The organism is Streptosporangium sandarakinum (assembly GCF_050942225.1).
GTDB classification, from domain to species: domain Bacteria; phylum Actinomycetota; class Actinomycetes; order Streptosporangiales; family Streptosporangiaceae; genus Streptosporangium; species Streptosporangium nondiastaticum.
This window is the reverse complement of record NZ_CP192034.1, coordinates 4892796-4906028: the sequence shown is the minus strand read 5'-3', so window position 1 is coordinate 4906028 and position 13233 is coordinate 4892796. Positions and strand designations below refer to the sequence as shown.

General features: G+C 74.6%; 12 protein-coding genes and 1 pseudogene. 4 read left to right on the top strand and 9 right to left on the bottom strand.

Going from position 1 to position 13233, the window contains the following annotated elements:
- Positions 1-5 precede the first annotated feature (5 nt).
- Positions 6-1619 (bottom strand): ABC transporter substrate-binding protein, encoded by a 1614-nt coding sequence (locus ACQP10_RS23085; RefSeq protein WP_346022426.1) that lies wholly within the window; start codon positions 1617-1619, stop codon positions 6-8.
- 119 nt (positions 1620-1738) lie between these two features.
- Here ACQP10_RS23085 and ACQP10_RS23080 point away from each other — a divergent pair, with 119 nt between their 5' ends.
- Entirely contained in the window at positions 1739-2410 is a 672-nt protein-coding gene (locus ACQP10_RS23080; protein ID WP_433539697.1) for an Lrp/AsnC family transcriptional regulator, read from the top strand.
- Positions 2411-2414: 4 nt separating this feature from the next.
- Here ACQP10_RS23080 and ACQP10_RS23075 read toward each other — a convergent pair whose 3' ends face one another.
- From ACQP10_RS23075 to ACQP10_RS23045, 7 genes are all read right to left on the bottom strand, one after another.
- On the bottom strand, positions 2415-2768 hold the full coding sequence (locus ACQP10_RS23075; protein ID WP_312873647.1) for a hypothetical protein: 354 nt from the start codon (positions 2766-2768) through the stop codon (positions 2415-2417).
- A 126-nt stretch (positions 2769-2894) separates the two neighbouring features.
- Positions 2895-3875 (bottom strand): L-histidine N(alpha)-methyltransferase, encoded by a 981-nt coding sequence (gene egtD / locus ACQP10_RS23070; protein WP_346022425.1) that lies wholly within the window; start codon positions 3873-3875, stop codon positions 2895-2897.
- Positions 3876-3909: 34 nt separating this feature from the next.
- Complete coding sequence (gene egtC / locus ACQP10_RS23065; protein ID WP_433539696.1) at positions 3910-4704, bottom strand: ergothioneine biosynthesis protein EgtC; 795 nt, start codon at positions 4702-4704, stop codon at positions 3910-3912.
- 63 nt (positions 4705-4767) lie between these two features.
- Positions 4768-6090: an ergothioneine biosynthesis protein EgtB gene (egtB, locus tag ACQP10_RS23060; protein ID WP_433541935.1), complete on the bottom strand. Its 1323-nt coding sequence runs from the start codon at positions 6088-6090 to the stop codon at positions 4768-4770.
- Between the two features lie 129 nt (positions 6091-6219).
- Positions 6220-7635, bottom strand: coding sequence for a glutamate-cysteine ligase family protein (locus ACQP10_RS23055; RefSeq protein ID WP_433539695.1), 1416 nt, complete (start codon positions 7633-7635; stop codon positions 6220-6222).
- 110 nt (positions 7636-7745) lie between these two features.
- Positions 7746-8027, bottom strand: coding sequence for an anti-sigma factor family protein (locus ACQP10_RS23050; RefSeq protein WP_179828274.1), 282 nt, complete (start codon positions 8025-8027; stop codon positions 7746-7748).
- A 41-nt stretch (positions 8028-8068) separates the two neighbouring features.
- On the bottom strand, positions 8069-8719 hold the full coding sequence (locus ACQP10_RS23045) for an RNA polymerase sigma factor (RefSeq protein WP_346022422.1): 651 nt from the start codon (positions 8717-8719) through the stop codon (positions 8069-8071).
- Between the two features lie 336 nt (positions 8720-9055).
- Here ACQP10_RS23045 and ACQP10_RS23040 point away from each other — a divergent pair, with 336 nt between their 5' ends.
- From ACQP10_RS23040 to ACQP10_RS23030, 3 genes and pseudogenes are all read left to right on the top strand, one after another.
- A complete protein-coding gene (locus ACQP10_RS23040) occupies positions 9056-9469 on the top strand; it encodes an SRPBCC family protein (protein ID WP_346022421.1) in 414 nt (137 codons plus the stop codon).
- Between the two features lie 81 nt (positions 9470-9550).
- Positions 9551-9700, top strand: a pseudogene (locus ACQP10_RS23035) (hypothetical protein); the annotation flags it as partial.
- Positions 9701-9792: 92 nt separating this feature from the next.
- Positions 9793-11859 (top strand): xanthine dehydrogenase family protein molybdopterin-binding subunit, encoded by a 2067-nt coding sequence (locus tag ACQP10_RS23030; protein WP_433539694.1) that lies wholly within the window; start codon positions 9793-9795, stop codon positions 11857-11859.
- 110 nt (positions 11860-11969) lie between these two features.
- Here the strand turns inward: ACQP10_RS23030 and ACQP10_RS23025 are convergent, their stop codons facing one another.
- A complete protein-coding gene (locus tag ACQP10_RS23025) occupies positions 11970-13055 on the bottom strand; it encodes a YihY/virulence factor BrkB family protein (protein WP_246424770.1) in 1086 nt (361 codons plus the stop codon).
- Positions 13056-13233 lie beyond the last annotated feature (178 nt).

Sequence of the window (13233 nt, the reverse complement as noted above, 5' to 3'; positions counted from 1 at the left end):
GGTCCTTACTTGACGCCGAGGTCGGCGACGTCGACGGTCCACACCGGGTTGAACTTCAGGCCGGTGACGGAGGCGGCCGTCACGATGTTCTGGCCGGGCTGGATGAGCGGGATGAACGGGCCGGAGGCGTTCAGCTTCGTCTGGATGTCGGAGTACGCCTGCTTGCGCGCGTCGTCGCCGACCTCGGCGGCGGCCTTGTCGCCCGCCGCCTCCAGCTCCTTGTCGGCGCCCGCCTTCCATCCGGCCCGCAGGCCCACCAGCTTGCCGGGCAGGAACGACAGGTAGTCGCTGGGGTCGGGGTAGTCGGGGCCCCAGTACCACAGGCCCAGCTCCTCCTTGCCGTTGCGGTAGTTGTCCAGGGCGGTGGTGACCGGCGCGGGGGCAAGGTCCACCGTGATGCCGACCTCCTTGAGGTTGGCCTGGATCCGCTCGGCGAAGGGCTGGAAGGACAGGCCGTTGACGGTCAGTTCGCTGGGGTACTCCAGCTTGACCGTCGGGTTCACCAGGCCGCTCTCCTTCAGGGCGGCCTTGGCGCCCTCGACGTCGCGCCCGGCGGCGGCCTCCGGCGGGAGCGCGCCGAGCAGCATCGACGGGATGACGCCGGGCGCCTGCACCGAGCCCTCGCCGGCCAGCTCCAGCAGGCCCGCGTAGTCGACGCCCTTGCGGACGGCCTCGGCGAACTTGGGATCGGAGGTGACCTTGCTGACCGAGGGGTCCCGGTTGGCCAGCAGGAAGATGACGTTGGCCGACGCCGTCCTCGTGACCTGCAGGCCGCCGGTGATCCCGGCGACCTGGTCGCCGGAGAGGTTCAGCGCGACCTGGCTGTCGCCGCGGGAGATGTTGAGCTTCTGGGTCGCCGCCTCGACGTTGCGGATCACGACCTTGTCGTAGGCCGGCTTGGCCTGGCCCCAGTACTTCGCGTTGGCCCGCAGCACCACCTGGCTGCTGACGTTGAACGACTCGATGGTGTACGGCCCGGAGCCCGCCGACGCGGAGTTGAGGTACTGCTCGGCCTTGTCGCCCGGGTCGGTGGTGGCGCCGTGCTCCTTGGCGACCTTGGAGTTGAGGATGCCCAGCGCGGGGTTGGGCAGGATGTACGGCAGCGCCGCGTTGGCCTTCGCCGAGGTCAGGGTGATCGTCGTGTCGTCGGTCTTGGCGACCTCGACGCCGTCGAGCAGGAAGGACGGCGTGCCCTTCATGTCGCGCACCCGGTTCAGGGAGAAGACGACGTCGTCGGCGGTCACCGGGGAGCCGTCGGCGAACGTGGCGTCCTTGCGGAGCTTCAGGGTGAGCGTCTTGCCGTCCTTGGACAGCTCGAACGACTCCGCGAGGGCCGGCACCGGCTTGGTGACGTCGGAGCCCTCGAAGGTGAGCAGGGTCTCGTAGGTCGCCTTGCCGACGATCAGGCCGGTGGGCTCGTAGGTGCGCCCGGGGTCGGCCGTCTTCAGGTCGAAGGAGGTGTCGATCACCAGCGTCTTGGAACCGGCGCCTCCGCCGCCTCCGGACGCGGGAGCCGAAGACGAGCCGCCGCCTGAGCAGGCGGCGAGGGCGAGGGCGCCGGTGAGCAGCACCGGCAGCAGGGCCGCCTTCGCCCCCGGGCGCCGAGAACGGGTCGCCATTTTGTATCCTCCGAAATTGGTCCATATGGACGTTTGGTCGCCGATCGTCCAGTATTGTCCGGCAGAAAGTCCAGCACAGGGCGGAAAGCCGAGACGAATCTCGGCCGAGAGGTACGGGCATGACCGAAACATCAAGCAATCCGGCTCGCGGAGGCGCCCAGCCTGGACGGATCGGCATCGGCCTCGAGCTCGACGCCACGCACCTGAAGATCCTCGAAGTGCTGCGGGAGAACGGCAGGATCTCCGTCGCGGCCCTCGCCGAGCGCGTCGGCATCTCGCGGGCGAACGCCTACACCCGGTTCGAGGCGCTGCGCGCCGACGGCGCGATCAGGCGGTTCACCGCCGAGATCGACCACGTCCGAGCGGGGCTGGGCATCACCGCGCTGATCTTCGTGACCGTCCGGCAGCAGATGTGGCGCCAGTTCCGCGCGGAGCTCGCGGCGATGCCCGAGGTGGAGTACTGCGCGATCACCACCGGCCAGCACGACGCCATGATCCAGGTGCGGATGGCCGACGTCGCCGCCGTGCACGCCATGGTGACCGAACGGCTGGCGGGCATCCCGGCGGTCAAGGCGACCGAGACGGTCTTCATCCTGGACGAGGTGATCAGGAGGCCCTACGTGCTGCCGGGGGACCGGGCGGGTGGGCGGGCCGCCCGCCGTGCGGCCCCGGAGCCCACCGGACCCGCGGGCTCCGGGAGCGCCGCGGGCCCGGGGGGCGAGGTGCCGCTGGGCAAGATGCGTTTCGTGGGCGCGGCCGAGGGCCGCGGCCGGCTCCAGCGGGACGGCTGACCGGTCAGACGACCTCGTCGCACACGCTCACGTGCACCGTGTCGTCCCCGGTGAACGTGAACTCCTCCACCAGGCGGAGGCGGCCGCCGTCGCGGGGCTCGATGCGGCTGCCGCTGCGCCCGCCGGCGCGTTCCCCGCTCTTGAGCAGGTGGACGTAGGAGATTTCGATCCGGTCGCCGTCCCGGGTGCCGACGAACCGCCCGTGGACCACCGTGTCACCGGTGTAGTCGCCCCAGATGACCCCACCGGACTCCCGGTAGGAGAACTCGGTGGGCCCGGCCGGGTCCACCTCGCTGGCCGTCGAGCTGACCATGACGAACCTGCGGCCGTCGAGATTGAGGAGATCGCTGTCGTTCACGTCTCAGCATCGTGCCGCTCCGCCGGGCTCACGCAACCGACCCTGGACGTTTCGCCCGGCGGGGGGACGCCGGGATGGTGATGTGTCCAGCCGCCTCCCCGCTCCGGAGGGACGGCCGAGACCCGCTCAGGTCCCCGCCAGCACCAGGGCGAAGTCCCCGTCCGGGTCGGTCAGGAAGCGGATCACCGTGAACCCGGCCCGGGACAGCTCCCGGCGCAGGCCGTCCGGGCGGAACTTGGCGCTGATCTCGGTGCGGGTCTCCTCACCGGCGGTGAACGGGACCGAAAGGCCCAGGTCGCCGATCCGCACCCGCATGTCCCGGGTCGCGCGCAGCCGCATCTCGATCCAGTCGTTGCGCACGTCGTAGAGGGCGACGTGGGCGAACGCCTCCGGGTCGAAGTCCGCCCCCAGCTCCCGGTTGAGCACGCGCAGCACGTTGCGGTTGAACGCGGCCGTCACCCCGGCCGCGTCGTCGTAGGCGCGCACCAGCCTCCCGGTGTCCTTGACCAGGTCGGCCCCGAGCAGCAGGGTGTCGCCCGGCGCCAGCGTGGCGCGCAGCCCGGTGAGGAACACCTCGCGCGCCGCCGGGTCGAGGTTGCCGACGGTGCCGCCGAGGAAGGCCACCATCCGCCGCCCGGCCCTGGGCAGCAGCGCCAGGTGCCGCTCGAAGTCGGCGCGCACCGCCCGCACGGTCACCCCCGGGTAGCGGGCGGCGAGCCGGCGCGCGGCGTCGCCCAGCGTGACGGCGTCGACGTCCACCGGCGTGTAGGCGCGCAGCGTGCCCGCCCGTTCCATGGCGTCCAGCAGCAGGACGGTCTTCTCGCTGGTGCCCGAACCCAGCTCGACCAGGGTGTCGGCGCCGCTCAGCCGGGCGATCTCGTCGGCGTGCCCGCGCAGGACGACCAGCTCGCGGCGCGTGGGGTAGTACTCCGGCAGCCGGGTGATGCGCGAGAACAGCTCGCTGCCCGCCGCGTCGTAGAACCACTTGGGCGGCAGCCACTTGGCCGCGGCCGTCAGCCCGGTGCGGACGTCGTGTTCGAGGGACTGGCGCAGGTAGCCGCGGTCGAGATGGTCGATCAGCTCCACGGCCTGGCGGGTGACTGTCACGGGAACCTCCCTGGGTCGGTGGACGGGACGGCGGTCACAGCGGCAGGAGCTCCACGCCGCCGGCGGAGACGAGCAGGAGGTGCCGGTCCGGTACGGCCCGCCAGCCCGGCCGGTCGTCCAGCGGCTCGCTCGCCACGAGCACGCCTCCGCCGGCGTGGAGGGAGCCCTGGGGCCGCGAGCCCGGGAGCGATGAGCCGGGGAGCAACGAGCCCGGGTGCGGCAGGTCCGGGCCGGGGAGGTCCGCGCGCAGGAAGAGCGTGTCGCCCCAGGTGGTCGCGGCGAGCGCGGCGCCGTCGCAGGCCAGCAGGTTCAGGCGGGCACCGGGGTCCTTGGCCCCGGCGTGGACGACGACTTCGGCGAGGGACTCGCCGAGCGGCCGGCCCTCACGCCGCCGGGCGAACACCGCCGCGGCCACCCACGCGGAGTCGCAGGCGCTCGGCGCGTCGTCGGCCAGGTCCCGCAGCGCGTCCCGGGCGACGCGGCCGTTGTGGCTGAGCAGCCACGGGCCGTCGGTGAAGGGCGCGGTCGCGGTCTCCTCGATCGGCATGCCCACGGTGGCCGTGCGCACCGCCGCCAGCAGGCACCCCGAGCGGGCGGCACGGGCCAGGGCGGGCAGGTTGGCGTCGGTCCACATCGGGACGGCGCGGCGGTAGCGGACCGGTTCGGGAAGGGACCCGTCGTACCAGCCCATGCCGAAACCGTCGGCGTTGACCCGGCCGTGGCGCTGCATTCGGGGCGCGTAGGACTGCCGCAGCAGCCCGTGCTCTGGCTCGTGGATCAGCGAGGCCAGGGACCGGAGGGCGCCCAGCCAGGCGGCGTGCCGGCACATCAGGCGTCCTCCCGGGCCGCGGGCCGGCGGGTCGGGCCCCTCCAACGAACATGTATCGACATGTCAGGACTCCTCCGCGGACGCCGACCGGGCGCAGCGGAACCCGGAGAAGATCTGCCGCCGGATCGGCAGGTCCCAGTTGCGGAACGTGGCGCGGACCGCCGCCGGGTCGGCCGCCCAGGAGCCGCCGCGCAGCACCCGGTGGCCGGGGCCGAAGAAGACCTCGCTGTACTCCCGGTAGGGGAAGCTGCGGAAGCCCGGGTAGGGCAGGAAGTGCGAGGCGGTCCACTCCCACACGTCCCCGACCATCTGCTCGGCGCCGTAGGCGCTCGCCCCGGCGGGGTAGGCCCCCAGCGGCGCCGGCCGCGCGGCCCGGTGCCCCAGGTTCGCCCGGCCGGGCCCGGGGTCGTCGTCGCCCCACGGGTAGGTCCGCGCCCGCCCGGCCGCCGGGTCCCACCCGCACGCCTTCTCCCACTCGGCCTCGGTGGGCAGCCTCCTGCCGGCCCAGCGGGCGTACGCCTCGGCCTCGTACCAGCACACGTGCTGCACCGGCTCGTCCATGGGGACCGGCTCGGTCCGGCCGAAGCGGGTGCGCCACCAGGCGCCGCCGTCCCTGATCCAGAACAGCGGCGCGCGGGCCCGGCTCTCGCGCAGCCAGCGCCCGCCCTCCTCGCTCCACCACCGCGGGTCGTCGTAGCCGCCGTCCTCGACGAACGCGGCGTAGGCGGCGTTGCCGACGGGGAACCGGTCGATCCAGTAGGCGGGCAGGTCCACCGGGTGGGCGGGCCGCTCGTTGTCGTAGGCCCACGGCAGCGTGGAGGTGCCCATCAGGAAGGGGCCCGCGGGCACGAACACCTCCTCCGGCCCGCCGGGGCGGCCGGGCGGCAGCTCGGCGTCGCGCACCAGGCCCGGCTCGCCGGAGAGCTGGAGGGTGGCGAGCATCGTCTCGTCGTGCTGGTGCTCGTGCTGGATGACCAGGCCGAAGACGAAGCCGTCGCGGCGCAGCGGGTCGGGGTCGCCCGGGTCGAAGCCGTCCAGGACGTCCAGCACCCGGCCGCGCACGCCCTCGATGTAGCGGCGCGCCTCGGCCGGCCCCAGGATCGGCAGGGAGGGCCGGTCCCGGCGCGGATGCCTGAACGCGTCGTACAGGTCGTCGATCTCCGGCCGCAGCGGGGTGATCCCGCCGGCCTCGCGCAGCACCCACAGCTCCTCGTAGTTGCCGACGTGCGCCAGGTCCCACACCAGCGGCGACATCAGCGGCGAGTGCTGCCGCACCAGCAGGTCGTCCTCGGCGTCGGTGTAGGCCAGCGACCTGCCGCGCACCGCGATCAGCTCGGCGGCGATCCGCTCCTTGAGGCGGTCCGCGTCGGTCCCGTCAACGATCATCCTGCCCAACCCGCTCATCTCCTTCGTCACCCCGCGTCCTCCTCACCGTCCGTCCCGCGTGCCGCCCGTACGGTGGCCCGCGCCGCCCGGTACGGCCCGCGCCGCTCGCGTGCGCCCGTGGGCCGGCCGTCACGCCGCGTACGTCCACCCCTCCTCGCCGGCCAGCCAGGCCGCCAGGTTCCGCTCCGGCTCCGCCGCCCGGCCCGCCGGGGCGGTCGCGCCGAACAGGTCGAGCAGGTCCGCGGCCGGGGACCTGCCGGGTGTCACGTACCGGTCGGCGAACGCCTCCGTCCGGCGGACCAGCGCGGGCGGCGCGCCCAGCCGGGGCAGCGCGGCGAGGGCGGCTCGGAAGCAGGCGTCGGCCGCCGCGCGCAGCCCGGGGTCCGCCAGGCCGTGCCGCGCCACCCGCGCCCAGCTCCCCGCGTACGGCTCCGCCGCGGCCAGCGCCGCGCCGGCCGCCAGGTCGTCCGTCACGAGCGCGTGGGTCACCGCCGCGCACACCGGCCACCACGCCGGGTGCTGCGCGTCGAGATAGCGGATCTCCAGCCAGCCGCGCGGCCGTACCGGGGGGAAGACCGTGGTGGCGTGGTAGGCCAGGTCCGCCAGGGTGGGCGGGCGCGCGGGCAGGCCGCGTCCGGCGTACGAGGGCGCCGCGGAGGCCGCGGAGGCGGCCGGACGCGGCGGCGAGCCGTACGACGGGCCCGGCGACCCGGGCGCGGGGCGGGGCGGGACTACCGACGCCGGGCGGGCGGGGGCGGCCCGGGACGCGGCCAGCCAGTCGCGCAGGGACGACCCGTCGCCGACCGGGCGGTACCGCTCGCCGTCCCCGTCCTCCTCGCGCACGAGCATCACCCGGGCGTCGAGGAGGTAGTCCCGCCACGCCGCCACCGGATCCCCCCGGAGGGGGACGGGCGCCGTCCGCGTCGGGTCGAGACGCTCCCACACCACCTGGCGGCCCGACATCCACCCGCACGGCCCGCCCTCCAGCAGCGGCGAGTTGGCGAAGGCCGCGCTCAGGACCGGCCCCAGCAGGTGCGCCCGCTCCCAGCGCGCCTCGGGCCGTTCACCCAGGTCTACGTTCACCTGGACGGACGCGGTCGAGCACATCATCAGCGGCCCGTACGGCGAGCCGAAGAACGCCGCCATCGCGTCGTAGCGGGGCAGGCGGAGCTGCCGCCTGGCGGGCCGTACCGGGTCGAGGCCCGCCCCGGCCAGCGCCAGGCCGGCCTCCCGCAGCGCTCCGCGCGCCGCGTCGACGTCCGCGGCGATCCGGGCGACGGCCTCCGGCAGCGGGCCCGCCGGCCCGGAGAGCTCCAGCTGCCCGCCCGGCTCGAACGTCACCCGGCTCCCGCCGGGCAGCGGCGGCAGCGCGGCGGCGACCCTGTCCAGGGGGACCTGGCTCGCCGGGCTCCCGAGGTCGAAGACCAGGAACTCAAGCTCTATCCCCAGCCGGTCGCCGGGGCCGCCGCCGAAGCAACGGCGCGCGAAGTCCTCCACCTCCGCGGCGTCCCGGATCGGAGTCTCCCCGGTCACCAGACCGTTCATCGGCCGCCCCTCCCGCCTGACGGGTACGGGACTACAGACCCGGCAGGGGCGCGGGCGTTACACCGGAGGCGCGATGAATTTCCCGGGCGGGGGAGGGGCCGCGGCGGCCCTCAGGAGCGCCGGTGCTCGCGGAAGGCCCCCAGCAGCCGCTCCCGCGCGCTCCGCGGAAGCCCGTCGGACGGCGGGCGGGACGGCTCCCCGCCCGCGCCGGGACCGGAGGCGCCGAGGGCGCCCAGGGCGTCCGCGGTGGCGCGGATCTGGCCGAGGTAGCGCGCGCAGCCCTCGCACCCGGACAGGTGCTCGGCGAACAGGCACCGGGTGGTCTCGTCGAGGTCGCCCTCCAGGTAGGCGGTGACGAGTTCCACCACCTCGTCGCAGCTGAACCGCTTCACAGCGCCGACCGCCTCACCGTCTCGAACCTGAACCGTTTTCACTACGCCGACCGTCCCGCCGTCTCGAAATACTCCTCCAGCCGCCCGCGCACGGCCGCCCGGGCGCGGTGCAGCAGGACCCGCTGGTTGGCGGGGGAGATCTCCAGGATCTCGCACACCTCCTCGGAGGTGCACCCCTCGACGTCACGAAGGGTGATCACGACCCGCTGCCGGGAAGGCAGCTCCGCCAGGGCCTTGGTGATCAGGCCGCGCACCTCGGCGGCCAGGACCTCGCCCTCGGGGGTGGGCCAGGCCGCCGGGACGTCCTTCCAGAAGCCCGGGAAAGGGTCGTCGGCGCCCTGGAAACGCGCGGGCTCGACGGTCGGGCTCTCATGCTCGAACGCGCTGCTCCACGGGACCACGCGGTTCTCCCGGACGCCGCGCTTCCTGGCCGTGTTGACCAGGATCCGGTAGACCCACGTCTTGACCGACGAACGGCCCTCGAAGGCGTCGATGCCCCGGATGACCGCCAGCCAGGTGTCCTGGACGACCTCCTGCGCCGAGTCGTTGGTGGACACGTGGGAACGGGCCAGCCACAGCATCCCGCGCGACCAGGTGTCCAGCAGCGTCGCGAACATCGCCTCGTCCCCGGCCCGCAGCGCCGCCACCACCACGTCGTCGGGAGGCAGCCCGCCGTCCGCGAAGGACTCCACGACCCTCTCCTCCCGCTCCGGCGTCCGAGGCGTTCTCCCGGAGAGCGAACGACCCGGACAGGAGGATTCCCGTACCCGGCGGAACCGACACCTGACGGCGTCCGCCGGTGCCGCGGGGGCCGGGGACGGAGCCGGCTGGCCCCGCCGGCCCTGCCGGCTCCGCCGTGCCGCCCGCACCGGTACCGTCCCGCGACGGCGCCGTCCGTTACACGCCCGCGCGTCTGTTCCGCGCGTGTCACGGGGCGGAGGCCCCGGGAACGGACGGTCCAGGGATGGACGGGCCGACGGCGGGTAAGGGGCCGTTCGACGTTTCCGTGACAGGGAGTGACGATTGCGATGAGTGAGTACGAGCGTTCCCGCACCATGCCCGCGACCGCGGAGATCGTGTTCGACGAGGTGAGCGACCTGGACCGGCTCGACGACTGGCTGCCCCGCGAACTGCACGTGCGCGCCGAGGAGCCGCCGGCGGTGACCGTGCACGAGGACGACACCGGGCAGGACTCCCGCGGCCTGTTGCGGGCCGTCCCGGAGCAGCTCCGGCTGGAGTGGGGCACCCGCGACGACGCCAGCTACAGCGGCTGGCTCCAGATCGCCGACAGCGGCGCCGGGGGGAGCGAGGTGACCATCCACCTGTCGTTCTTCGACGAGGAGCACGCCCCGTCCGCCGAGGAGGTCCACCGCTCCCTCGACGAGAGCCTGGAGAAGCTGGCCACGCAGGTGGGCCGGCAGACCGACAGCCCGGCCGGCTGACGGCCGGCGGTGCGGGCCGCCGCGCCGCCGTACGGCACGACGGTCTTGGCGAGGGGGCGGGCGGCGCTCAGAATCGGGTCCATGGCTGATCATCACCCCTACGTCGGCGCGCGGGCCCCCCGCCGCGAGGACGGGCGGCTGCTCACCGGGCGCGGGAGATACGTCGGCGGCGTCGGGCCGCCGGACGCCGCGCACGCGGTGATCGTGCGCAGTCCCGTCGCCCACGGACGGCTCACCGGATGCGACACCGAGGCCGCCCGCTCCGCCGCGGGGGTGCTCGGCGTCATCACCCCGCCGACGCGGCGGGCGCGCGGCTGCCGTGCGTGGCGGTCGCGCCGGGGCAGCGCGAGTCCTCCTACCCGGTGCTGGACGAGGAGATCCGCTACGCCGGGCAGCCGCTCGCCGTCGTCGTGGCGCGGACCCCGGAGGCCGCCCGGGACGCCGCCGACCTGATCGGCCTCGCCATCGAGGAACTGCCCGCCGTGGTCGGCGTGGAGAACGCCGTCCGCGACGGCGCCCCACTGCTGTACCCCGCCTGGGGCACCAACCTGGTGACCGACTTCGAGGTCGGCGACACCGACTGCGAGGCGGCGATCGCCGCCGCCGACCACGTCGTGGAGATGACGTTCCGCCTGGGCCGGGCCGCGCCGAGCCCGATCGAGCCGCGCGGGATCGCGGCCGACCCCTCCGACGGCACGCTCACGATCTGGGCCGCCGCCCAGGCCCCGCACCACGTGCGCGACCACGCGGCCGAGGCCCTGGGCCTGCCCCTCAACGCGGTGCGGGTGATCGGCTGCGACATCGGGGGAGGGTTCGGCGCGAAGGAGCACCTCTACCCCGACGAGGCGCTCGTCTGCCTGGCCGCCCTGCGGCTCGGCCGCCCGGTGCGCTGGTCGGAGACGCGCGCCGAGCACCTGTCCGCCACCCTGGCGGCCCGCGACGCCGTCCACCGGGGCCGCCTGGCGTTCACCGCCGACGGCGGCTTCGTCGCCCTGCACTGCGACATCCTCGGCGACCTGGGCGCCCATCCGTCGAACGTCGGGATCAGCCCGCTCGCCGTGTCGGCCATCATGCTGCCCGGCCCCTACCGGTTCGAGCGGGCCGGCGCGAGGGTGCGCGCCGCCGTCACCACCACCACCCCGACCGGCTCCTACCGGGGCTTCGGTCAGCCGGAGGTGACCTGGACCAGGGAGCGGCTGGTGGACGAGGCGGCGCGGCTGCTGGGGGCCGACCCCGTCGAGCTGCGGCTGCGCAACATGATCGGCCCCGACGATCTGCCCGCCGCCACCCGCACCTGGCAGTCCTACGACAGCGGCGACTACCCCGCGGCCCTGCGCCGGGTGCGGGAGATGGCCCGGGTCGGGCCGCCGCGTGACGGGCGCAGGCGCGGCGTCGGGTTCTCCTGCCACGTGGAGGCCACCGGCATGGGGCCGTCCATGGGCCTCAAGGCCGCGGGCCAGGCCGCGGGCGGGTTCGAGACCGCGATCGTGCGGATGGAGCCCGACGCCTCGCTCGTCGTGCACGCCGGGGTGGCCGGGATGGGGCAGGGCATAGAGACGACGCTCGCCCAGCTCGCCGCGGACGGCGTGGGCGTGCCGCTGGACCGGGTCCAGGTGGTGCTCGGCGACACCGCGGCCACGCCGTACTCCTCGATCGGCTCCATCGCCAGCCGCTCCCTCGTGGTCGGCGGCGGCGCCCTGAACCGCGCCGCCCGGCTGCTGCGCGACCGGATCGTCGCCATCGCCGCCCACCAGCTGGAGGTCTCCGGCGACGACCTGGAGATCGACGACGGGGCCGTCCGGGTGAAGGGCGACCCGGCCTCGTGCCGGACCCTGCGCGAGATCGCCCTGTCGGCCTGGCGCGGCTGGGATCTGCCCGAGGGCGTGCCGCCGGGGCTGGAGGAGCGCGTCACCCACGACCCCGCCGGCTACACCTACGCCTACGGGGCACACGCGGCGGCGGTGGCCGTAGACGTGGAGACCGGCGCGGTCGAGGTCGAGGGGTACTGGGTGGTCGGCGACTCCGGGACGCTCGTCAACCCGGCGATCGTCGAGGGCCAGCTGCGCGGCGCGATCGCCCAGGGGATCGGCATGGCGCTGACCGAGGAGGTCGTCCACTCCACCGACGGGCAGCCGGCCGCCGACTACTTCCCGCCGACGACGCGGGAGGTGCCGGACATCGAGGTCGTCCTGACCCAGACGCCCTCGCCCATCACTCCGGGCGGCATGAAGGGGGTGGGGGAGGCGGGCACGATCGGCCCGCCCGCGGCGATCGGCAACGCGGTGGCGGCGGCCGTGCCCGAGATCGCCACCGGGGTCACCGCCACCCCGCTCACCTCCCAGGCGGTGTGGTCGCTCCTGCGCGGGGACGACCCGGCGGAGCCCGGCTGAGCGGCGCCGGAGGCCCCGCTCCCCGGGGCCTCACCCTCGGGACGCGCGCCGTCCGGGGCTCTCCGGGATCTCACCCTCGGGACGCGCGCCGTTCGGGGCTCTCCGGGATCTCACCCTCGGGACGCGCGTCGTTCGGGGTTCTCCGGGACCCGACCTCGGGACGCGCGCTGTTCAGGGCTCTCCGGGGTCTCCCGCAGGAGCCCGGTGACCCGCCGTACGGTGTCCGCCACGGCGGTCCCGGCGGCGCCCACCAGCGGCTCGCGTTCCTCCTCGGCCGTGGGCCCGGGGTCCGGCTCGGTCGGCCGGGCGTTCCCGGCCCGGCACGCCTCCATCTGCGCGGCGAAGGCCAGCCCGAGGAAGAGCGCCATCGAGCTGAGGAACGACCACAGCATCAGCGCCATGACGGCGGTGAGCGGGCCGTAGGTGGAGCCGAAGGTGCCGCTGCCCTCGATGTAGAGCGCCAGCAGCAGCGTGAACACCGTCCACAGGGCGATCGAGACCAGGGCGCCGAACGCGAGCCAGGTGTGGCCCGGCTGCCTGCGCCGCGGCGCGGCGCGGAACAGCACCGACGCCGACAGCACCGCCAGCAGGAACCCGACCGGCCAGCGCACCAGCGTGAACGCCCGCAACTCGGCCCCACCCCAGTCGTAGACCTGGGCGAGCGCCCGGCCGATCGCGCCGCCGCCCACCATCACCACGAAGCCCGCGGTCATGAACGCGCCCGCGGTCAGCGCCATCACCAGGGCCCTGCCGTACTTGCGGTGGAACGGGCGGTCGCGCTCCACGCCGTAGATGCGGTTGGCGCCCCGCTCCACCTGGGCCATGGCGCCGGTCAGCGAGACCAGCGCGGTGCACAGGCCGAGCCACAGCGCCACGGTGCCCCCGGCGTGGCCCGCCTGCCGGTGGCTTTCGGAGAGCACGTCCCGGACGGCGTCCGCCCCGGCACCGGGTGCGATCCGGCTCAGGGTGAGCTCCAGCACCTCGCCCAGGTGCTCCTGGTTGACCACCGAGCTCAGCCCCACCAGCGCGATGGCGCCGGGGATGATCGACAGGCAGATCTGGAAGGCCAGCGCCCGCGAGTTGGTCATGCCCTCGCCGTACCTGAACCTGGCGAAGGAGTCACGCACGAGGTGCCAGCGGCCGTACCTGCGCAGGGTGACCCAGGCGTGGTCGGCCGACAGCTGCTCGCCGCTCATGCTCCGTGTCTGCGGCACTTCCGTCGCGGTTCCCATGGTCGTCTGCGACTACCCGGGGAGCCGTACGGCGAACCGGCCCGCCGGTAACGGTCCTGACACCGTCCGGGGAGCGTGGAGGGCTCTGCGTGGAGGGCTTCGCGGGGAGGGCCGGCGGCCGGGCAGCCGTTCCGGATCGGCG

Excerpts from the sequence above, each read along its gene's own strand:
- ACQP10_RS23085 (WP_346022426.1), bottom strand. The coding sequence starts at position 1,619 with ATGGCGACCCGTTCTCGGCGCCCGGGGGCGAAGGCGGCCCTGCTGCCG.
- ACQP10_RS23080 (WP_433539697.1), top strand. The coding sequence starts at position 1,739 with ATGACCGAAACATCAAGCAATCCGGCTCGCGGAGGCGCCCAGCCTGGA.
- egtC (WP_433539696.1), bottom strand. The coding sequence starts at position 4,704 with ATGTGCCGGCACGCCGCCTGGCTGGGCGCCCTCCGGTCCCTGGCCTCG.
- egtB (WP_433541935.1), bottom strand. The coding sequence starts at position 6,090 with ATGATCGTTGACGGGACCGACGCGGACCGCCTCAAGGAGCGGATCGCC.
- ACQP10_RS23055 (WP_433539695.1), bottom strand. The coding sequence starts at position 7,635 with ATGAACGGTCTGGTGACCGGGGAGACTCCGATCCGGGACGCCGCGGAG.
- ACQP10_RS23040 (WP_346022421.1), top strand. The coding sequence starts at position 9,056 with ATGAGTGAGTACGAGCGTTCCCGCACCATGCCCGCGACCGCGGAGATC.
- ACQP10_RS23025 (WP_246424770.1), bottom strand. The coding sequence starts at position 13,055 with ATGAGCGGCGAGCAGCTGTCGGCCGACCACGCCTGGGTCACCCTGCGC.